General features: G+C 70.1%; 15 protein-coding genes. 5 read left to right on the top strand and 10 right to left on the bottom strand.

What is annotated here, in order from left to right; translation table 11 throughout:
* Positions 1-80 precede the first annotated feature (80 nt).
* Positions 81-683: a MarR family winged helix-turn-helix transcriptional regulator gene (locus OHA03_RS05020; protein WP_267001135.1), complete on the top strand. Its 603-nt coding sequence runs from the start codon at positions 81-83 to the stop codon at positions 681-683.
* A 75-nt stretch (positions 684-758) separates the two neighbouring features.
* On the opposite strand, the gene OHA03_RS05015 is transcribed toward OHA03_RS05020, so the two are convergent.
* The 8 genes from OHA03_RS05015 to eccE form a co-directional block, all read right to left on the bottom strand.
* Complete coding sequence (locus OHA03_RS05015) at positions 759-1,754, bottom strand: ABC transporter ATP-binding protein (RefSeq protein ID WP_267001133.1); 996 nt, start codon at positions 1,752-1,754, stop codon at positions 759-761.
* The gene (locus tag OHA03_RS05010; protein ID WP_267001131.1) at positions 1,751-2,779 is read right to left on the bottom strand and encodes an ABC transporter ATP-binding protein; all 1,029 of its coding nucleotides are present in this window, start codon (positions 2,777-2,779) and stop codon (positions 1,751-1,753) included. Before OHA03_RS05010 ends, OHA03_RS05015 begins: the two co-directional genes overlap by 4 nt.
* Positions 2,776-3,711 (bottom strand): ABC transporter permease, encoded by a 936-nt coding sequence (locus OHA03_RS05005; RefSeq protein WP_030979809.1) that lies wholly within the window; start codon positions 3,709-3,711, stop codon positions 2,776-2,778. The genes OHA03_RS05010 and OHA03_RS05005 overlap by 4 nt, the downstream gene beginning before the upstream one ends.
* Complete coding sequence (locus OHA03_RS05000) at positions 3,708-4,790, bottom strand: ABC transporter permease (RefSeq protein WP_267001128.1); 1,083 nt, start codon at positions 4,788-4,790, stop codon at positions 3,708-3,710. The genes OHA03_RS05005 and OHA03_RS05000 overlap by 4 nt, the downstream gene beginning before the upstream one ends.
* 96 nt (positions 4,791-4,886) lie before the next feature.
* Positions 4,887-6,767 carry an ABC transporter substrate-binding protein gene (locus OHA03_RS04995; protein ID WP_267001126.1) on the bottom strand — a complete coding sequence of 627 codons (1,881 nt, stop codon included), beginning with the start codon at positions 6,765-6,767 and terminating at the stop codon, positions 4,887-4,889.
* A gap of 197 nt (positions 6,768-6,964) precedes the next feature.
* Positions 6,965-9,715 (bottom strand): SCO5717 family growth-regulating ATPase, encoded by a 2,751-nt coding sequence (locus OHA03_RS04990; RefSeq protein ID WP_267001124.1) that lies wholly within the window; start codon positions 9,713-9,715, stop codon positions 6,965-6,967.
* 337 nt (positions 9,716-10,052) lie between these two features.
* Positions 10,053-10,775 carry a hypothetical protein gene (locus OHA03_RS04985; RefSeq protein WP_267001122.1) on the bottom strand — a complete coding sequence of 241 codons (723 nt, stop codon included), beginning with the start codon at positions 10,773-10,775 and terminating at the stop codon, positions 10,053-10,055.
* Positions 10,775-12,139 (bottom strand): type VII secretion protein EccE, encoded by a 1,365-nt coding sequence (gene eccE / locus OHA03_RS04980; protein ID WP_267001120.1) that lies wholly within the window; start codon positions 12,137-12,139, stop codon positions 10,775-10,777. Before eccE ends, OHA03_RS04985 begins: the two co-directional genes overlap by 1 nt.
* Before the next feature lie 226 nt (positions 12,140-12,365).
* Here eccE and eccB point away from each other — a divergent pair, with 226 nt between their 5' ends.
* From eccB to OHA03_RS04960, 4 genes are all read left to right on the top strand, one after another.
* Positions 12,366-13,916 (top strand): type VII secretion protein EccB, encoded by a 1,551-nt coding sequence (eccB, locus tag OHA03_RS04975; protein WP_267001118.1) that lies wholly within the window; start codon positions 12,366-12,368, stop codon positions 13,914-13,916.
* A 46-nt stretch (positions 13,917-13,962) separates the two neighbouring features.
* Complete coding sequence (gene mycP / locus OHA03_RS04970; RefSeq protein WP_267001116.1) at positions 13,963-15,189, top strand: type VII secretion-associated serine protease mycosin; 1,227 nt, start codon at positions 13,963-13,965, stop codon at positions 15,187-15,189.
* Between the two features lie 260 nt (positions 15,190-15,449).
* Entirely contained in the window at positions 15,450-15,800 is a 351-nt protein-coding gene (locus OHA03_RS04965; protein ID WP_267001114.1) for a WXG100 family type VII secretion target, read from the top strand.
* A gap of 52 nt (positions 15,801-15,852) precedes the next feature.
* Positions 15,853-16,158, top strand: coding sequence for a WXG100 family type VII secretion target (locus OHA03_RS04960; RefSeq protein WP_267001112.1), 306 nt, complete (start codon positions 15,853-15,855; stop codon positions 16,156-16,158).
* A gap of 69 nt (positions 16,159-16,227) precedes the next feature.
* Here the strand turns inward: OHA03_RS04960 and OHA03_RS04955 are convergent, their stop codons facing one another.
* Both OHA03_RS04955 and eccCa read right to left on the bottom strand, forming a co-directional pair.
* Positions 16,228-16,461: a DUF397 domain-containing protein gene (locus OHA03_RS04955; RefSeq protein WP_030933207.1), complete on the bottom strand. Its 234-nt coding sequence runs from the start codon at positions 16,459-16,461 to the stop codon at positions 16,228-16,230.
* Between the two features lie 236 nt (positions 16,462-16,697).
* Positions 16,698-20,657 carry a type VII secretion protein EccCa gene (gene eccCa, locus OHA03_RS04950; RefSeq protein WP_267001110.1) on the bottom strand — a complete coding sequence of 1,320 codons (3,960 nt, stop codon included), beginning with the start codon at positions 20,655-20,657 and terminating at the stop codon, positions 16,698-16,700.
* Positions 20,658-20,762: the final 105 nt, after the last annotated feature.

Genomic DNA, 20,762 nt, shown 5'->3' with positions numbered 1-20,762 from the left:
GGCGGTCACTACCACACCGCACGCTCCATTCCCGGAAGGAGGCGCGGGGTCCCGGCGCCGGCGCCGTCCTCCCACCGCACATGACTCGTAGAGCTTCCAGCAGCCCCGACGCGGTCGACCTCATTCTGGAGCAGTGGAAGCGGGAGCTGCCGAGTCTCGACGCCTCCCCGATGGAGGTGCTCGGCCGGCTGCACCGCAGCTTCCTGCGCTACCAGGGGCTGCTGTCCGACCTCTTCGACTGCTTCGACCTGAACATGGCGGCCTTCGATGTGCTCGCTGCTCTGCGCAGGTCAGGACCGCCCTACCGACGGACCGCCGGTGAACTCGCCGACATATCCCTGGTCACCACCGGCGGCATCACGCTGCGTCTGGACCGGCTGGAGAAGGCCGGTCTGGTGACCCGGGAGCGCGATCCCGGCGACCGCAGGGTCGTGTACGCGCGGCTCACCGACCGGGGGATCGAGATCGCCGATGTGGTCGCGGTCGCGCACTTCGCCAACGAGGAGCGGATGCTGGCGGAGCTGACGGGGGCCGAGCGACGTCAACTGGGCCGGCTCCTCGGCAAGCTGGAACGCTCCCTGGAGACGGCGGAACGGACACCGCCCGACCCCGGGACGGCCACCGGGGCGGCCGGGCGGCCGGCCGGGTCGAAAAGCCGCCGGCAGTCAGTATCTGAGCACTGAGGCATCGACCGGGACGGGGCCGCATCCGGCCCGGAGCGGTCGGCCGGACGCCCGGCCGACCGGAGGGCCACCGCCCTACGACTGCGCGCCCACCACCGCGTTCGCCCAGTGGCACGCCACCTGTGTCTCCCCGCCCCCGGCGAGCACCGGAAGATCCTTCGTACGGCACGCGTCCGCCACCCCTGCCCGCTCCGCCTCGCCCGAGGCGAGAATCTGGCAGCGCGCGTGGAAGCGGCAGCCGGACGGCACCTTCGACGGGTCCGGCGGTTCACCCGTGAGGATCACCGGATCGCCCTCGGCCTCCGGCAGCACCGACAGCAGTGCCTGGGTGTAGGGATGCTGCGGGGCCGTCAGGATCTGCTCGACCTCGCCCGTCTCGACGATCCGGCCGAGATACATCACCGCGACCCGGTCGGCGATGTTCCACGCCAGACCGAGGTCGTGCGTGACCACCAGGGCCGACAGGCCCAGTTCGTCCCTCAGCCGCAGCAGCAGGGCCAGGATCTCGCCGCGCACCGATGCGTCCAACGAGGCCACCGGCTCGTCGGCCACGATGAGTTCCGGTTCCAGGACGAGGGCGCCCGCGATCACAACGCGCTGGCGCTGGCCGCCCGACAGCTCGTGCGGGTAGCGCAGGAAGAACCGCTCGGGGGGCCGCAGCCCGGCCCGCGACAGGGCCTCCGCGACGGCGGCCCGTTCGTCACCTGCGTACCCGTGGATCCGCAGGCCCTCCGCCACCGCCTCGTACACCGTGTGCCGCGGGTTGAGCGAACCACTGGGGTCCTGGAGAACCAGCTGCACCCGTTTGCGGTACGCCTTCAGCGCGCGGCCCGCATAGTCGAGCGGCTTGCCGTCGAAGGTGACCGCCCCGGACGTCGGGGGCACCAGCCCCAGCAGGGAGCGGGCCAGCGTCGTCTTCCCGCACCCGGACTCGCCGACCAGTGCGACGATCTCGCCGGGCCGGATGTCCAGGTCGACGCCGTCCACCGCGCGAGCCGTGGCCGCACCGCGCCGGCCGGGGAAGGTGACCTTCAGTCCCTCCGCGCTGAGCAGAGGATTGGTGGTGGTCATGATGTGCTCCTTGCTTCCTCGGCGCCCTGCCGGAGCGAGGCGTCGGCCGCCCCCGGCTCCACCAGCACACAGGCCGCCCGCCGCGCCGCGCCGGCGTCCCGCAGCTCCTGGTCCTGCGTGGTGCAGGAGTCCAGTGCCACCGGACAGCGCGGATGGAACGTGCAGCCGGCCGGCAGCGCCGACGGGTCCGGCGGGTCACCGGGCAGCCCGCGGGGCGCGAACCGGGAGGACCGGTCGCCGATCCGCGGGAAGGCGCCCGACAGTGCCTTGCTGTAGGGGTGTTGCGCGTCCTCGAAGACCGCGGCGGAGGGGCCCTCCTCCACGACCCGGCCCGCGTACATCACCGCGAGCCGGTCACAGGTGTCCGAGAGCACCGCCAGGTCGTGGCTGATCATGATCAGACCGAGGTCCTGCTGGGACACCAGCTGCTCGATCAGCCGCAGGATCTGAGCCTGGATCATCACATCGAGAGCCGTCGTAGGCTCGTCCGCGATGATCAGGTCCGGGTCGCAGGCCAGCGCCATCGCGATCATCACGCGCTGCCGCTGACCGCCGGAGAGCTCGTGCGGATACGCGTTCGCGCGCGCGGCCGGCAGCCCCACGTGCTCCAGGAGTTCACCGGCCTTCTTCTTCGCGCCGGCCGGTGTCGCCTTCTTGTGCAGCAGGATCGGCTCGGCGATCTGGTCACCGATGCGGTGCACGGCGTTGAGCGAGTGCATCGCCCCCTGGAAGACGATCGAGGCACCCGCCCAGCGCACGGCCCTGACCTGGCCCCACTTCATGGCGAGGACGTCCTCGCCGTTCAGCAGGATCTCGCCGGTGACCTTCGTCCGGGCGGGCAGCAGCCGCAGCAGCGCGAGCGCGAGCGTCGACTTGCCGCACCCGGACTCACCGGCGATGCCGAGCTTCCGGCCCGCGTCGACGGTGAGGTTCACGCCCCGGACCGCCTGCGCTCCGCCGGCGTACGTCACCGAGAGGTCGCGTACCTCCAGCAGGGGTGTCCTCTGTGTGCTCGGTGTACTCAACGGGCCACCCCCAGCTTGGGATTGAGGACGGACTCGATGGCACGCCCGCACAGTGTGAACGAAAGCGCCACCAGGGCGATGGCGATGCCGGGCGGTGCCAGGTACCACCAGTCGCCGGCGCTCACGGCGCCCGCCTCGCGCGCGTCCTGAAGCATGCCGCCCCAGGAGGTGATGGTCGGGTCGCCGAGGCCGAGGAAGGCGAGCGTGGCCTCGGTGAGAATCGCGCTGGAGATCACGAGCGTGGTCTGCGCGAGCACCAGCGGCATCACGTTCGGCAGGACGTGGCGGGCCATGATGTGCCCGTGGCCGCCGCCCAGGGCGCGGGCGCGCTCGATGTAGGGACGGGACTCCACGGCGAGCGTCTGGGCGCGGACCAGACGGGCCGTGGTCGGCCAGGTCGTCACGCCGATGGCGAGGATGACCGTCCAGATGGAGCGGTCCATCACCGTGGCGAGCGCGATCGCGAGAACGAGGGTCGGCATCACCAGGAACCAGTCGGTGACGCGCATCAGCACCGTCGAGTACCAGCCGTGGAAGTGGCCCGCGACGATCCCGACGACCGTACCGATCGCCACGCACAGGAACGCGGCGAGCAGTCCCACCGTGAGCGAGACGCGGGCGCCCCACACCAGCAGTGCCAGGACGCTGCGCCCGAACTGGTCGGTACCGAGCGGAAATTCACCGCTGGGCGATTCGAGTGCGCCCCCCGGTGCGTCGGTGACGCTCTGCGAGTCGGCGCCGGCCAGCGTGGGCGCGAACACCGCGATCAGTGCGATCAGGATGAGCCCGGCCAGCCCCCACAGGCCGCCCCGGTGTGTCCGGTACTCCCGCCAGAAGCGGGCCAGTGACTGGCGCTTGCGGGCCCGGGCCAGGGCGCGCGGGGTCTTGGTCACGCCCGCTTCGTTCTGCACGGGCAACGGTTCGGTCGTCATCGGCCCACCCGGGGATCGAGCAGCGGATACAGCACGTCGGCGAGGGTGTTCGCCAGGATCACCGCGGTGGCGAAGACGAAGAACAGCCCTTGGACGAGGGGAAGGTCGGGCACGCTCAGCGCCTGGTAGAAGAGACCGCCGAGTCCCGGCCAGGAGAACACCGTCTCGACCAGGATCTGGCCCGCCACCACATGACCAAGGTTCACGAACATCAGTGTGAACGTGGGCAGCATCGCGTTCGGGACGGCGTGCTTGCGCCGTACGACATCGTCACGGAGCCCCTTCGCGCGGGCTGTGGTCAGGTAGTCGCTGCCCATCTCGTCGAGGAGCGAGGAACGCATCACGAGGAGTGTCTGCGCATAGCCGACCGCGACCAGTGTGATCACGGGAAGCACCAGGTGATGGGCGACGTCGAGGACGTAGGCGAGGCCTGTCTCGCCGCCCGACTCCAGGCCGCCCGTCGGGAACATGCCGGGGATCGGGCCGATGCCCACCGAGAAGACAATGATCAGGAGCAGGCCCAGCCAGAACGACGGCACCGAGTAGAGCGTGAGCGCGAACGCTGTGTTGAAGCGGTCGCTGCGGGAGCCGTTGCGCCAGGCGGTACGGGTGCCCAGCCAGATGCCGAGCGCCGTGTAGAGGACGTATGCCGTGCCGGTGAGCAGCAGCGTCGCCGGGAGCGCCTCGGTGATCTTGTCGATGACGGGGCTGTGGAACTGGAACGAGGTACCGAAGTCCCCGGTCAGCGCATCACCCACGTAGCTCGTGAACTGCTTCCAGAGCGGTTGGTCGAGGCCGAACTGGTGTCTGAGCGACTGGAGCTGCTCGGCGGAGACGCGGCGGCCGCCGGTCATCTGCTTCACGGGGTCGCTGGGGATGAGGCGGAAGAGGAAGAAGCTGGTGACCAGAACGGCGAACAGGGAGACGACCGCTCCCGCGATCTTTGCCGCCACGTACTGGAGATAGACCTTGATGTTGCGCGCCCGTGCGTCGCGGGCGACCGACGGCCCGGCCGGAGCCCGGCCGTCGATGTCCGCATCCGCGTTCTGCACGAGCGCCGGAGTGCTGTCAGCTGTCATGGGGGAACTCTCGTTACTCGTGCTGCACTTGGAGGGACCGGCAGAGGGATGCGATGTCGTGGCCCCCTGCCGGTCCCTCTCATCCCGTTCGCGTGATTATTCGCGTTCCTCCGCCGTGCTGCGGCGACGCCGCGCGAGGAGGAACCCGCCACCGGCGACCACCACCACGGCGACGACGATGCCGATGACGACACCGGTCGAGCTGCCACCGTCGTCGGCGGCCGAACCGTTCTTGCCGTCGGCGGCTGCCGGAACGGCCGACCACCAACTCCAGTACCCGTCCTGGCCGTAGATGTTGCCGGCCGCCTCGGGCATGGTGGTGATGGACTTGATCTGGTCGGTGCGGTACGCCTCGACCGCGTTCGGGTACGCGATGATGTTCATGTACCCGGAGTCGTACATCCACGACTCCATCTGCTTGACGATGTCCGCCCGCTTGGCCGGGTCGTACTCGGCGAGCTGCTTCTTGTACAGCTCGTCGTACGTCTTGTCGCAGATGAAGTTGTCCGTGGCCGCGCTCTCCTTGGCCTTGGCGGGCAGGGCCGAGCAGGTGTGGATGCCCAGGACGAAGTCCGGGTCCGGGTTGACGGACCAGCCGTCGAAGGCGAGGTCGTACTCACCGGCGTACCAGGGCACCGAGACGTCGTCGCGGCAGTCGACCTTCAGGCCGATGCCGAGCTTGCCCCACCACTCCTTGAGGTACTTGCCGATCGCCTTGTCGTTCGGGTCCGTGGCGTGGCACAGGATGCGCAGGTCGAGCGGCTTGCCGTCCTTGCCGACGCGCTGGTCGCCCTTGAGCTTGTACCCCGCCTGGTCGAGGAGCTTTCCCGCCCGGTCGGGGTCGTACGACAGCTTCTGGCTGTCGGACGGCTGCCAGAAGTAGTCCGAGAAACGCGGCGGAATGTAGCCCTGTCCCTCGACGGCGTGGCCCTGGAAGACCTTGTCGATGATGGTCTTGCGGTCGATCGACAGGAACAGCGCCCGACGGACCTTCTGGTCGAGCAGGGCCTTGTTGCCGTCGCCGAACTTCTTGCCGTCCTTGGTCTGCGCACCCGGGTTGGTGGCCAGCGCGAAGAAGCGGCGGCCCGGACCCTCGTTGACCTTGATGTTCTTGTCGCCCTTGAGGGACGCGGCCTGGGCGGGCGTGAGCGCGGGGGCGCCCGCGACGAACGAGACCTCACCCTTGCGCAGGGCGGCGACCGCGGCGTCCTGGTCCTTGTACGTCTTGAAGACCAGTTCGTCGAACTTGGGGGCGCCGCGCCAGAAGCTCTTGTTGGCCTTGAGCTTCACATACTGGTCGACCTTGTAGTCGGTCAGGATGTACGGCCCGTTGCCCACGATCGGGAACTTGGTGTCGTTGTTGAACTTCGAGAAGTCCCCGACCTTCTCCCAGACATGCTTCGGCACGATCGGCACGTCGAGGGCGGCCATGGTGGCCTGAGGCTGCTTCAGCTCGATGACCAGCTTCTCCGGGCTGGGCGCCGTCACCTTCTTGAAGTTCGCGACGAAGCTGCCGTTCGCGGTGGCGGCGCCTTCGTCGGTCATCATCTTGTTGAAGGTCCACGCCGCGTCCTCGGCGGTGGCCTGCTGCCCGTCCGACCACTTGGAGTTGGACCGTATGGTGTACGTCCAGGTCAGCTTGTCGGCGGACGGCTCCCACTTGGTGGCGAGCCCAGGGACCGTGTGGTTGTCCTTGGGGTCGTAGTTGGTGAGGAAGTCGTACATCAGCCGGTGGACGCTGGTGCTCATCAGCCGCTGAGCGAGGAACGGGCTCAGTGAGTCGACGCTCTGTGCGACCGCGACGGTCAGCGTCGTCTTGCCGTTGTCGGCTGCCTGCGCCTGCTGCGGGGCGGCGCCGACGGGCATCCCCGGGACGATCGATCCGGCCGCCAATGCGAGGGCCGCGGCACCGGATGCCAGGAGGATACGCATACGTGAGCGTGGCTGAGCGGAGGGTGGTGGGACTCTTGTGACCATGAACAGGGACCTCGCGTCATGACTCGCACGGAGAAGGCGGGTTGATCTCTGGTTCGCCAACTGGTGAAGCGAAGGTCTACCAGCGCTGGTCGAGTCGCGTCAACGGTGCCCCAAACGGCGTGTGGGCTGCAGGAATGCCCAGAGGGCCCGCACCGTCGGGACGGTGCGGGCCCTCATTGGTTTAGACCTCTGATGCCTTACTGCTGAGGCGCTGGCGGTGGCTGCGGAGGGTGCTGCTGCCAGCCCGCGGGCGGGACGGGACCTTGCAGTTCGGGGTGGTCCTGCTGTGCCGGCAAGCCGGGCTGACCGCCGTGCTGCTGCGGCGCGGGCGGGCCGGCCGGGCTCGCCGGGGACTGGGCCTGGGACGGCAGCGACTGCTGCCAGCCGTTCTGCTGCGCACCGGGACCGGGGTGCGGGGGATACGGCTGCTGTCCCCCGTACGGCTGATGGGGCGGGTAGGGCTGCTGAGGCGGATACGGCTGGCCCGTCTGCTGCGGTGCGTACGGCTGCTGACCGGGCATCTGGTGTCCGGGCATCGGCGGGGCGAACTGTGGCGGCGGGTTGTTGCCGTCCGACGTCCATAGACCCTGCTGCTGCTGAGCGCGCGGGAAGTCCTCGGCGACCAGCGCGGAGAGGTTGAAGTAGGCCTCGCGGGTCTTCGGGCGCATCATGTCCAGGTCGACCTCGGCGCCGGCCGACAGATGCTCGTCGAACGGTACGACGATCACACCCCGGCAGCGCGTCTCGAAGTGCTGCACGATGTCATCGACCTTGATCATCTTCCCGGTCTCGCGGACCCCGGAAATGACGGTGATCGAGCGCTGCACCAGTTCCGCGTACCCGTGCGCCGACAGCCAGTCCAGCGTCGTGGAGGCACTCGAGGCGCCGTCGACCGACGGCGTCGAGATGATGATCAACTGGTCGGCGAGGTCCAGCACTCCGCGCATCGCGCTGTAGAGCAGACCGGTACCCGAGTCGGTGAGGATGATCGGGTACTGCTTGCCGAGGACATCGATCGCGCGCCGGTAGTCCTCGTCGTTGAAGGTCGTCGAGACCGCCGGGTCCACGTCGTTGGCGATGATCTCCAGACCGGAGGGCGCCTGAGAGGTGAAGCGGCGGATGTCCATGTACGAGTTGAGGTATGGGATCGCCTGGACCAGGTCACGGATGGTGGCCCCGGTCTCGCGACGCACGCGGCGGCCGAGCGTACCGGCGTCCGGGTTGGCGTCGATGGCGAGGATCTTGTCCTGGCGCTCGGTGGCCAGGGTCGCGCCGAGCGCGGTGGTCGTCGTGGTCTTGCCGACACCGCCCTTGAGGCTGATGACCGCGATCCGGTAGCACGACAGCACGGGCGTACGGATCAGGTCGAGCTTGCGCTGCCGCTCGACCTCCTCCTTCTTGTTGCCCAGCTTGAAGCGGGACGCGGCGGACGGCGCACGGCTGCTCTTGGCCTTCTGCTTGCCCCGGACCAGGCGGTCGGAGGACAGCTCCACAGCCGCCGTGTAACCGAGGGGTGCGCCGGGCACGGAACGCTCGCGCTGGTCATGGGTGACCGGGGTGGGCCAGGCCGCGCCGGTGCGCGGGTCGACGGGCGGACCCTGCGGCGGCTGCTGTTGCGGATGCAGCTGCTGGGGCTGTTGCTGGTGGGCGGGCGGCTGGGGCGCGACCGGCGCGGGCAGATTGGGCGCGCCCTGGACCGGCGGCTGGGGCGCCTGGTGGGCTTGGGGCGGCTGCGGGGCGCTCTGCTGTGCGGGCCACTGCGGTGGCTGCGGCACCTGAGGCGGTTGCGGGAACCCGTATGCGCCTTGCACCGGCGGCGCGGGGGGAGCGGGGTGCTGCGGAACCTGCGGCGGCAGCGGCACTCCCTGGGCGGGCGCCTGCGGCTGCGGCGGGAATCCGTAACCGCCCTGCGGCGCCGGGGCGTTCCGCTGGGCAGGCAGCTGAGGCGCTTGCGGTGCCTGAGGCGTGTGCGGCGCCTGCGCGGGGTTCGGGAACCCATAACCGCCGGGCGCCTGGTTCGTCTGGGCAGGCCCCGTCGCCGGCCACTGCGGCGCCGGTTGGGGCGCGTCGGGCTGCGGCGCGGCCGGCTGGAAGGCGGGCGGCAGCGGCGGCAGAGCGCCCTGCGCGGGCGGTGCCGGGGTCCAAGGGGTCGGCGGCGCAGCGGTCGGCGGCACCGCATCCGAAATGGCGTCCGAGGGCGCAGGGCCGACAGGCTCGTCGGCGTCGGCAGGAACGTCGGCAGGAACCTCGTCCGTAACGGAGTCCCTGACCGCATCGGTCGCCGGTCCCGCATCATCGTTGCCGTAGTCGGTCGCCACGTCGGAAGGCTGTCCGGAATCGGATCCGGCGGTCGCGCCCGAATCGGCAGCGCCACCGTCCCCGCCACGATCACCGGCACCGGCGTCTGCCGGCGGGGTAGTTGTCGCGGCCGCGGTCGCGGCCACAGCGGCGTCCGCGGCCTCCGCGTCCGCGGCCTCCGCGGCCGCAGCCTCCCGCTCCGCGATCTCCCGCTTCAGCGCGGCCGGCGAGAACCGCATGGTCGCGCCGCTCTCCAGGTCTCCGCCTCCGAAAGGAGCCGGCGCACCATTTGCCTCCCCCGCCCCGGGCGCGGGGGAGGAAGAGGAATCAGCGGCAGCGGCAGCAGCAGGGGGTGTCGGCGCGACCGGTGCCACCGGCGGTGCGGGTGCGGGCGGCGTCGGAGTCCAGGTGGGCTCGAAGCCGCCCCCGGCCGGCAGCCCGGGCACGGACACCGGCGCCCCGTTGGGCGGAGGCGGCGCCAGGTGCGATCCGGCCCCGCCCGACGAGTCCCCGGACGCGTTCTGCGTGTACCAGGCGGGCGGGGTGTAGTCGATGGTGAACTCACCCGTCATCTCGGCGGGCTCCGCGTCGGACGACTCGTCGACGGGCCTGCTCCAGCCCTCTCGGATTTCGTCCCGATCGCCGTTCACTTTGCCTCCTGGTGTGGTCGAGCACCCTTGTGCCGTGGTGGGTGGGGGCGACCGTTCCCGTATTCCGAACCGCCCGGCTCTCCCCCTTGGGACGCGCACTGCCTGCCCGCAGGTTCTACTGCCGCGCCCCTACCCACCCTAATCGTCATCGGGCCCCCTCCGGCAGGCCGCAGGGCACCGCAAGAGCTGTCCAGTACGTCACGCGTAGCCCCCAAGTGAACCGAGTAGGGCAGAGCATGAAGAGCGAAGCGGTCAAACTCGTACATCTGCATACGGATATGTGAACGTTCCGTGCGCCTTGTCCGAGGTCGGTGCGTACCCCGCGCGCATGCGACGGTCAGTCCATTCGTCGTGCGCCGCCCAGCAGCCCGGTCTCCGCATCGGTGGCCTGCGTCATCACGAACTGCCGGTCCCGTTCCGTGCACCAAAGGGTGACCCCGTCCGCCAGCGTCGACAGCGCCTGCGTCGCGGTCGCCGGCAGATGCGCGATTCGCCCGATCTGCGCTGCTTCGTCGGGAGATACCCGCTGAATCCCCACCAGGGACGCCCTCTTCATCAATCCGGCCGCCACCGGACTCAGATACGGCAGCAGCGTCATCACCGACTGCCAGGGCCCGGACACCACTCGCCCGCGCGGCGGCCGCATCCCGCAGTCCCGCACCACGACCACCGGGCTGCCGGCCGAGGCGCCCTGCGGTGGCACCCGCCCCACGTCGTGCAGCGAAATGCACGGCTGGCCACCCCCGGCCGCCTGTGCGAGCCCTGTCCAGGCGTGGGCCCGGCCGGTCTCCACGACGATCCGGGCACCGGTCGCGGCCGCCCGCAGGGCCAGCACCTGCGCCGTCCACAACCCGCCGATCAGCGTGACGTCGTACGGCGTCGGCCGGTTGATGCCGAGCACGGCGGGCCGCCCCTCGGCATCCACACCGATCACCATGCCGTCGTCGCCGACCGGCAGGGCCATCGAGGCCAGTTGCTCGACGGAGACCGTGTGCCGGCTGCGACGCGGTCCGATCAGCCCGAAGCCCAGCCGGGCGCGGGCACTGGTGGGTACGGACATCAGCGGGTACCCCCGAGCGGCAGCGTGGCGAGCACGCCGGGCAGCTGCTCGCGGTCGAGTCGCACCAGCGACGTGTTCACGCCACGCGCGGTGCGCTCCAACTCATGCCGGGCGGCGAGCAGTTCCTCGTCACTGCGTCCGGTGATCCGGACATGGCCGGCGATCGAGGCCTCCTGCCGGTCGCCGTGTCCCAGCGTCAGGCTGAAGGTCGTGGCGAGCGCCGGGAGCGAGGTCAGCAGTGCGACCAGCTGCGGCATCGACGCCCCGCCACCGTTCGTCGCCGCGCCGAACTGCGGCCAGCGTCCCACCCAGTAGGTGGTGTGCCACCGGTCGTCGCAGCGCCAGGTCCGCGCGTTCTCCTGGGTGCGCCGCGCCGGTGTGCGGGTCCGGCCCGCCTGCTCCATCGCCGACGGGCTGACGCAGGCCGAGGTCGCGATCGCCGACGTCAACTCCTGCTCGGTCAGCACCGTCGCGCGGAAACCGGCCCCCGTCAGTCTGCTGGCCAGCTGATCGGCAGCGCGTACGAGACACTTCTGCGCTCCCTCGACCCCGCCGCCGCGCGCCTGCACGGCCTCCGGGCAGAGCTCCGGGTCCAGCTTGAGCGCGATCCAGGTGATCCGGACCGCGGGCGATCCCGTCCGGGCCTGCAGCGGTGCGTAGTTGCGTGCCGCGACGGACTGCGGGGGCAGATGCGGGGCGGGCGCGGGCTGGGTGTGCTGCACGATCTGCGCCGACTCCAGGCGGATGCCGTCGACGTCGAGCACTTCTCGGACCAGGGTCAGCGGCAACGGCTGCGCGGACCGGTCGGGCCGCAAAGCCGTGGCGTCCGACTCGATCTGCAGTACGGCCGTGAGGAACGTACCGTCGCCGATCATCCCGACCGGCCGCCGGTCACGGTCGCTGAACGAGTACATGCGCAGCGCCGGTTCGCACTCGACGGCGGGCGCGATCCCCGGCTCAGTACCTGCGGGCAGCACCAGCGACGCGGCCCTGCGGGTACGCGCGCGCAGCGCCATCGCGGTGCCCAGCCATTCGGGCAGCGAACGGCGGTGCCTGCGGAGGACGGCGAGCAGCACCAGCGCAGTGGCGACCGCGCCGGCCGGAACCAGCAGCAGAGGCTCGATCACCCAGGACACCAGCAGCAGCGCAGCCGCGATCTCGATCAGTACGAGTTGTTGCAATCGGAACGAACCGAAGTGTCCGGGGCGTCCGTTCAGCCGCGGGACGGCTTGTCGGCCGGGGCCGGAGGAGCCGCGCGCCGGTCCGCCGGGCGGGTACGGGGAGGACGCCGCTCCGGCGGGTGTACGGGCTGCGGGGGGCGGTGCGTTCCCGGCCGGACGTGTCCGCGTCGCGGAAGACATCATTCCGGCATTCCCCCGTTCATAAGGCCCCCGTTTCGACCCGATCACCCCAGTCCCGCCGGGGGCTTTGGCGGCTGGATCACCCTACCCGCCCCGCAGCCGCCCGGGGTCAGCAGGCATAGTAGGGGCCTGTCCGGCAGCGCGGTCCGGCATCCAGGGGGCCGGCGCAGGGGTCGGGGGACGCGAACTCCTGGAGCCGCGCGGGGAGACACGGGAGACACGCAGACTCATGGCATCACGGCGGGATGAACTCAACGCGTACACCTTTGCGAAGAAACGCACGGTGGCGGCATTTCTCCAACCCTCGCCCACCGGCACCGAGGAGGGCGCGCCGCGCCCCCTGCGCGCCGTCCTCCCGAGCATGGTGGCCGGGGCGCTGATCCTCGCGGGCTTCGGGGCCTACGGCATGTTCAAGCCCACCGCACCCAAGGACTGGGACAAGCCCTTCACCAACGTGATCGTCGGCAAGCAGTCCACCACCCGCTATGTCGTGCTCACCACCGGCAAGGGCACGAAGAAGAAGACCCTGCTGCATCCCGTACTGAACCTCGCCTCCGCCCGACTGCTCCTCACCCCGCAGCAGTACGACGTCATCCAGGTACCCGACGACGTCCTCGACGCGGGCAGGCCGCCGCGCGGACCGGTCCTCGGCATCCCGTACGCCCCCGACCGGCTGCCCGAGGCGAACGACGCGGGCACGGTCAAGCGGTGGGCCGTCTGCGAACAGCCCGGAGGCAAGGGCAACACCGTGCAGAAGGCCGCTTTCGTCTTCGCCGAACGCGACAACAGGCGGACCGACGGCGCCAACAGGCCCAGCGGCGGCGAGGTCCTGTACGTCAAGGGCCAGACCGGAGCCCGCTATCTCGTCGATGCGAGCGGAACCAAATACCGCATCGACGAGACCGCCGCCGACAACGGCCACCTGACCGGCGCCCTCGTCGGCAGCCGGCAGCCGCAGTCCGTCACCGACGACTGGCTGGCCACCCTGAACGACGGCAGCCCGATCGTCTTCCCGCAGATTCCCGGCACCGTCGGCGCGAACGCGCACATCCAAGGACAGCTCTCCACGGAGGAGAACAGGGTCGGCATGGTCCTGCGGACCCGTAACGGCGAAGGCACCACCCACTACGTGGTCCTCGACGGCAAGGCCCAGCCGGTCTCCGAGTTCACCGCCTGGCTGCTGATCAACTCCCCGCAGACCGCCGGCCTCAACCTGAACAGTGAGGCGCGCGCCGTCGGACTCCAGAAGTTCGTCCCCGACCCCGCTGCCTTCACCGGCCAGGCAGCACACTGGCCCACGCGGAAGACCGTCCAGGTGAATGCCGCCGACGGTGGCAGCGGCGACCGCGACACCATCTGCAGCGTGCTGCGCAAGGTCGACGGCAACGGCCGCCCGACGCTCAGCACCTGGGCGGGCACCGCGTACCCCGCCTCCATCAGCGCCGGTGGCACCAGCACGTACGTCACCCCCGGCAGCGGCCTCCTCTACACCCAGTTCCGAGGGCAGCAGGCCAGCCCCGACGGCTCACTCTTCCTGGTGACCGACACCGGACTGCGGTACGCCGTTCAGGCGAACGGCGACAGCGACGCCGAGCGTTCCGACATCGGGGCCGGCGAGCAGCAGAACGGGACGGACGGCCGCCCCGAACCCAGCCAGGCGCAGATCAGGCTCGGATACGAGAAGGTGACGCCCGCTCTCGTCCCGCTCGCCTGGTCCGAGTTCCTGTCCAAGGGCCCGCGGCTCGACACCAACAGCGCTCGCCAGCCGCAGGGTTCGTGACCGCGATATTTGCGAAGGGCTCGTAGAAGTCGGGGGAGAGGAACAGATGTTGTACCGGAAGACGGCCCTGCTGACGGTGGCGGCCACCGCCGCGCTGGCCGCACTGGCGGCACCCCGGGCGGCGTACGCCGAGGAACACCCCGGCGACCGGAGCGACGTCGGGATAGACGGCAGCGGCGAATGCGCCTTCCCGATGAAGAAGCAGTACGAGGGACGCCCCTGGTCGCTGCAGCGGGTCCTGCTCGACGAACTGTGGCAGGACACCAAGGGCAGGGGCGTCCGCGTCGCGGTCATCGACACCGGCGTCGACAACACCAACCCGCAGCTGCAGAACGCCGTCGACGCCTCCGCGGGCGCCGACTACCTCAAGGGCGGCCAGAGCGACGGCACCGTCGACGAGGTCGGCCACGGCACCAAGGTCGCCGGCATCATCGCCGCCCGCCCCCGCAAGGGCACCGGCTTCGTCGGCCTGGCGCCCGAGGCCACGATCATCCCGATCCGCCAGAACGACGAGAAGAACAGCGGCAAGGACACCACCATGGCCGCCGCGATCGGCCACGCGATCGCCGAGGGCGCCCAGGTCATCAACATCTCCCAGGACACGACGAAGTCGCTGACCCCGGATTCCCCGCTGGGGAAGGCAGTGGCCAGGGCGCTCGCCAAGGACGTCGTCGTGGTCGCCTCCGCGGGCAACGACGGCATGGACGGCAAGCTGAGGAACACCTATCCGGCGGCCTTCGACGGCGTCCTCGCCGTCGCCTCGTCGGACCGCAACAACGAGCGCGCCGCCTTCTCCCAGGCCGGTACGTTCGTCGGCGTCGCAGCACCCGGTGTCGACATCGTCTCCACCGTTCCCGGCAACGGCCAGTGCACCGACAACGGCACCAGTTTCTCCGCGCCGTACGTCGCCGGGGTAGCCGCCCTGATGCGCGCCAAGTACCCGAAATGGACCGCGCCCCAGATCGTCGCCCGGATCGAGCAGACCGCCGAACGCTCGGTCACCGGCCACGACGACTTCGTCGGCTGGGGCGTCGTCGACCCGGTCCGCGCACTCTCCGGCGACGACACCCCGCAGGACGCCCCGCACCCCGACCCGGCCCCGCCCCGGGCCCAGGCCCCCTCGCCCGCGCATCTGTCGCTGTCGGAGACCTCGCAGGAACGCAGCGAGCGGTACGCGACCTACGCCCTGGCCATAGCGGCCGTACTGATCTCCGTGGTCGCCGGTACCGCGACGGTCGTCCGCGATGTCCGGCGGCGACGCGGTTTGCGATGACAGCACCGCCCGGTGAAGTGGATCCCTCCCCATAAAGCGCAGTTGGGGAGAGATGACGAAGTGACTAGGGTGGTAGCTGACTTCACGTGTGTGACGGGGGAACGAGAAGTGGTCGCATCCGATTTGGAGGCGTGGGAACACTGCCACGCCCTTCCCCGTCCCCGCACTTCCCCGACTTCGCAACCGGAGCACACGGGGCAGGCAGGAACCCTGGCCGCGATGGGCGGACAGGACCGGGAACTCAGAGATAGGACCTCCGGATGACCAACCCCGCAGGTGGTTTCGGACTCGCCGACGATCCGATCGTCCAGGCGAAGAACAAGATCATCGAAACCGCGGAGCAGGTGTCCAAGCAGTCCAGGGAGTTGGCCGACATCCTCGCGACGGTCAGCGCGGGATGGACGGGTGTCGGCGCCTCCGGATTCACATCCGCACAGATGGTGATCAACGAGGACCACGACGAGATCCGCCGGCTCCTCAACGTGCTCCTCAACGCGGTGGGCCAGACCAAGAACCTCAGCAACGCCAACGACGACGAGGTGCGTGCGGCCTTCAACGCGGTGAAGGAGCCGGCGTCGTCCGGCAACACCTCCGGGCTGAACGGCATCTGAGCCGCGCCGCAGCACGCTTCCGTACACACGCAGAGCACCGAGGAGCAGACAGATGGCGACCGACCCGAACACCAAGGTCAGGTACGAGAGCGTCCAGGAGATGGCGAACCGCATCCGTGTGGTCTCGCAGAACATCATCAAGGACCTCCAGGAGATGGACGCGGCACTGAAGGTCGTCACCGACACCTGGGACGGTGAGGCGCACGGGGAGTACGTGCACCTCCAGTCCAAGTACAAGGGCAAGGCGGAGCACATGAAGACCCGCCTGGAGCACGTCGCGAAGATCATCGAGTCCGGCAAGGACAGCTACCGCTCGACGGACGTGAAGGCCTCGCGCCTGTTCAGCGAGGCGTACTGACCGCGGCGCCGCACACGCGGAAGGGGCATGCTCGTCGCGGCGTGCCCCTTCTCCCGTCCGTGCGGCGTCCTACGTCAGGTCGAACTCGCCGTCCCGCGCACCCAGTACGAACGCCCGCCACTCGGCCTCCGTGTACCGCAGCACCGTCTCCGGATCCAGCGAGGACCGCATCGCCACGGCCCCGCCCGGCAGATGCGCGATCTCGACGCGCTCCTCGGCCTCTTCCGTACCGGGCGCACTCAGCCACTCGACCCCCGAGATGTCGAGTGCGTACAGCTCGTCCTTCTCCTGCTGCGTGCCCATCAGATGCCTTCCTCTCCTGCGGCGGAACATGTTCGTCGCCCGCGTGCAGAATATCCCCGCTCCCACGGCCCACAGGCCCGGTGTGGACAGCTTCCGACCCGCGGTGGTAGGGACCGCGCGCCCCACACGGAAGCCGCGTCGCAGCATGTACGCGACGCGGCTGCGGTTGCCCGCGACGCTGCTGAGGCACTGGCCCACACCGTCGTCGGCCGGGAACCACTCCCGGTCCCCGCGGTTCAGCGCTGCTCCGGCAGCCGCCCGATCTGCACCAGCGGGTTCCCCCGCCGTCGGGAGGCGAAGTACCCGCGCCCCGGCGGCATCGGATGCCCCCGTACCGGCCCGATCAGATCGCCCTCGGACGGATCGCCGGACAGCACCACGCCCTGCGCCCCCAGCTCCTTGATGCGCTGCATGAACGACTCGTACATCGATCGCGAGGCCCCCGCCGAGTTGCGCGCGATGACGAACCGGACGCCCGTGTCCCGGGCGAACGGCAGATACTCCGCGAGCGGGGCGAGCGGGTTGCCCGCGTTCGTCGCCACCAGGTCGTAGTCGTCGACGATGATGAAGATCTGCGGCCCGGTCCACCAGCTGCGGTCGCGCAACTGCTGCGGCGTGACGTCCGTCGGCGGCTGCCGCCGCGAGAACACACCGGCCAGCGCCTCCATGTGCATCTGCATGGAGCTCGCCATCGGTGCGTACTCCAGCAGATGGCTCTCCGGCAGCGCGCCCAGCAGGGCCCGCCGGTAGTCGCCGACGACGAGCTTCGCCTCGTCGGGCGAGTAGCGCTCCGCGATCTGCTTCGCGATCAGACGCAGCAGATTCGTCTTCCCCGATTCGCTCTCGCCGAAGATCAGGAAGAACGGATCGGTCTCGAAGTCGACGAACACCGGTTCCAGGTCGGTCTCGTCGATACCGATCGCGATCCCGCGCTGCGGGAACTCGAAGCCCTTCGGCAGCTGCTCGGCGGGCAGTTTCCGCGGCAGCAGCCGTACGGCGGGCGCCGATGGACCTACCCAGTTGGACTTCACCGTCTCGACGAAGGCCGCCGTGCCGTCGGAGAGATCCGCCGCGCTGCTCGTGGAGTCGATACGCGGCAGTGCACCCATGAAGTGCAGCTTCTCCGGGACCTGGCCGCGTCCCGGCACTCCCTGCGGAACGTTCACCGCGACCCTGCGGTCGAACTCGGAGTCCATGACGTCGCCGAGCCGCAGTTCGAGCCGGCCGAGGATCTGGTCCTTGAGCGCGGCACGCACCTCCATGTACCGGGCGGCCGTGATCACCACATGGACGCCGTACCCGAGACCGCGCGAGGCGATGTCCGTGACGACCTGCTCCAGCATCTCGTACTCGGCCCGGAAGCCGCCCCAGCCGTCGACGACCAGGAACACGTCGCCCCACGGCTCGCCCGGCAGCTCACCGAGAGCGCGCCTGCGCCGGTATGTGGCGACGGAGTCGATGGAGTGGGCGCGGAAGAACTCCTCGCGCCGGTTCAGCACCCCCGCGACCTCGGCGACCGTACGCCGCACCCGCTCCGGATCCAGCCGCGACGCCATGCCGCCCACATGCGGCAGCTCCGCCAGTGAGACCAGTCCGCCACCGCCGAAGTCGAGCCCGTAGAACTGCACTTCGTGCGGGGTGTGGGTGAGCGCGAACGACGAGATCAGCGTCCGCACCATCGTCGACTTCCCGGACTGCGGACCGCCGATCACCATCATGTGGCCCGCCGCACCGGAGAAGTCCCGGTACAGCACCTCACGCCGCTGCTCGAACGGCTTGTCGATGAGACCGAGCGGAACGGTCAGCCCACCCGGCCGCGTGTACTCCGTCGCTGTGAACCCCCGATCCGCGGTCGGCGCGAGCCCCGGCAGCAGCTGGTCCAGCGTCGGCGCCCGGTCCAGCGGGGGCAGCCACACCTGATGGGCGGGCACCCCCTGCCCCTCGAGGCGCCGCACGATCACATCGAGCACCGTGTCCGCGAGTGCGTCGTCCTCCGCACTCGTCCGCGAGGCGACCACATGCGCCGGGTCCGGCGCCGCGTACACCACCGGCACCGGCAGCGCGCTGAACACCGCGGGCCGCCGCTCGACCGGGAGCGTCCCCACCGACAGATCGGGCCCACCTGTGCGGTACGTCCCCGACACGTACGCCGCCTTGAACCGGGTCATCTCGTCCGTACCGAACTTGAGATAACCCGAACCCGGCACCGACGGCAGGTGATACGCGTCGGGCACCCCCAGCGCCGTACGCGACTCGGCGGCCGAGAAGGTCCGCAGCCCGATCCGGTACGAGAGATAGGTGTCCAGACCGCGCAGCTTGCCCTCCTCCAGGCGCTGCGAGGCGAGCAGCAGATGCACACCCAGCGAGCGGCCGATGCGACCGATCTGGATGAACATGTCGATGAAGTCCGGCTTGGCGGTCAGCAGTTCGGAGAACTCGTCGATGACCAGGACCAGTGAGGCCAGCGGCTCCAGCGCCGCGCCCGCCGCCCGCGCCTTCTCGTAGTCGTGGATGTTGGCGTAGTTGCCGGCCGACCGCAGCAGCTCCTGCCGCCGCTGCAGCTCACCGCGGATCGCATCACCCATGCGGTCGACGAGGGTCAGATCGTCCGCCAGGTTGGTGATGACCGCCGCCACGTGCGGCATGTGCGACATCCCGGCAAACGTCGCACCACCCTTGAAGTCCGCCAGCACGAAGTTGAGCGTCTCCGAGGAGTGCGTGACCGCAAGCCCGAGGACCAGCGTCCGCAGCAGCTCCGACTTGCCGGAACCGGTCGCACCGACACACAGCCCGTGCGGACCCATGCCCTCCTGTGCGGCCTCCTTCAGGTCCAGCATCACCGGCTGACCGTCCTCACCGACCCCGATCGGCACCCGCAGCCGCTCGGAGACCGACCGCGGCCGCCAGGTGCGCGCCACATCGACCGCCCCCGCGTCGCCGAGGTTCAGCAGATCCGTGAAGTCCAGGTTGGCGAGCAGCGGTTCGTCGTCGTCGCCCCCGCCCATGCACAGCGGTGCGAGCTGCCGGGCCAGCGCCTCGGCCGCGGGCAGCGACATCCCGTCCGGCACACCCTCGTACGCCAGTCCCGCCCCCGACTCCAGCCGCAGCAGCCCCGGCCACACCACCACCGACAGCCCGCCGCGCGGCTCGTCCAGCTCACCCGGGACGACCTCGACGATCGTCACGCCCTGCAGCCCCTCGGCCGCCGCGAACAACGAATCCGGCGGCACCATCCCGCCGTCGAGGACCACCACGATGTGCGGCTGGTCCAGCAGCGGCTGACTCTCCCGCCCGAACCGCGGCCGCCCCTCCAGCCGGCTCGCCAGCAGCTGCTCCAGCTCACCCAGATCGTCGCCGAACAACCGCTTCGTACCGGCCCCGTCGAGCTGCCCGGGCACCTGCGCGTGCGGAAGCCACTTCGTCCAGTCCCAGCGTGCCACCGCACCCGGCGCGGCCACCACGGCGACCATCAGATCCTCGGGGGAGTGCAGCGTCACCAGCTGTGCGACCAGCGCCCGCGCCGCCGACTGCGCCGCCTCCGGCTGACCGGAGACCGTCACGTGATAGAAGGCCCGCATCGACACAGCCATCGGCAGTCCGTCCAACGACCCGTGCACCGCGAGGAGTTGCTGCATCGCCCCCGCACACATCGGCTCCAGCTCATCCACCGGCGCGGTGTCCGGGGCGATCAGCGGAGTCGACAGTTGCTGCGCCCCGAGCCCGACCCGTACCTGCCCGAAGTCGTGGTCCCCGACCCGCCGTTCCCACACCCGGCTGCCCTCGGCGACCACCGACCACAACTGCTCAGGAGCGGGCTGCAGATACAGCTGTACGTCGCGTTGAGCGCGCGCGGTCCGGCGCACCGTACGCCGCGTCTGCGCCAAGTATTTGAGGTAGTCGCGTCGCACATCTGCCATTTGCCCCTGCGTACCGCGGCGGTGGCGGACGAGCTGCGCGATCACCATGCCGACGGTCGAGACAAGCATCAGAACGCCCATGATGCGCATGAACGGAGGAGCCTGCGGCGAGAAGAAGAAGACCACCGACGAACCCATGCCGAGCACCGGCAGGATCTGCATCAGCATGCCCTCCTGCTGCCCGCGCGGCAGTTCGGGAGGGGCCTCCAACGTCAATTCGTCCGTGGGCACTTCGGGCGGCAGGGACCGCGGAGGTCGTTTCACGACGATCTGGCTCACCGGAACATCAATCCCTCGGTACGGACGGGCGGAAGACCGGTCGAACCCGCACCGAAGCCCCCCGTGGCTGCCTTTGCTTGCGGACGTCCCTCCGCGCGACGGCGA

Origin of the sequence: Streptomyces sp. NBC_00154, assembly GCF_026342835.1 — a bacterium.
GTDB lineage: Bacteria > Actinomycetota > Actinomycetes > Streptomycetales > Streptomycetaceae > Streptomyces.
The sequence above is the reverse complement of the archived record's forward strand: the minus strand, read 5'-3'. Positions and strand labels throughout refer to the sequence as shown.

What these genes read in the sequence shown, in the direction of transcription:
- OHA03_RS05020 (WP_267001135.1), top strand. Translation starts at nt 81, where the DNA reads ATGACTCGTAGAGCTTCCAGCAGCCCCGACGCGGTCGACCTCATTCTG.
- eccB (WP_267001118.1), top strand. Translation starts at nt 12,366, where the DNA reads ATGGCATCACGGCGGGATGAACTCAACGCGTACACCTTTGCGAAGAAA.
- OHA03_RS04955 (WP_030933207.1), bottom strand. Translation starts at nt 16,461, where the DNA reads ATGGGCACGCAGCAGGAGAAGGACGAGCTGTACGCACTCGACATCTCG.
- OHA03_RS05005 (WP_030979809.1), bottom strand. Translation starts at nt 3,711, where the DNA reads ATGACGACCGAACCGTTGCCCGTGCAGAACGAAGCGGGCGTGACCAAG.
- OHA03_RS05015 (WP_267001133.1), bottom strand. Translation starts at nt 1,754, where the DNA reads ATGACCACCACCAATCCTCTGCTCAGCGCGGAGGGACTGAAGGTCACC.
- OHA03_RS04985 (WP_267001122.1), bottom strand. Translation starts at nt 10,775, where the DNA reads ATGTCCGTACCCACCAGTGCCCGCGCCCGGCTGGGCTTCGGGCTGATC.
- OHA03_RS04995 (WP_267001126.1), bottom strand. Translation starts at nt 6,767, where the DNA reads ATGGTCACAAGAGTCCCACCACCCTCCGCTCAGCCACGCTCACGTATG.
- mycP (WP_267001116.1), top strand. Translation starts at nt 13,963, where the DNA reads ATGTTGTACCGGAAGACGGCCCTGCTGACGGTGGCGGCCACCGCCGCG.
- OHA03_RS05000 (WP_267001128.1), bottom strand. Translation starts at nt 4,790, where the DNA reads ATGACAGCTGACAGCACTCCGGCGCTCGTGCAGAACGCGGATGCGGAC.
- OHA03_RS04960 (WP_267001112.1), top strand. Translation starts at nt 15,853, where the DNA reads ATGGCGACCGACCCGAACACCAAGGTCAGGTACGAGAGCGTCCAGGAG.
- OHA03_RS04965 (WP_267001114.1), top strand. Translation starts at nt 15,450, where the DNA reads ATGACCAACCCCGCAGGTGGTTTCGGACTCGCCGACGATCCGATCGTC.
- eccE (WP_267001120.1), bottom strand. Translation starts at nt 12,139, where the DNA reads ATGATGTCTTCCGCGACGCGGACACGTCCGGCCGGGAACGCACCGCCC.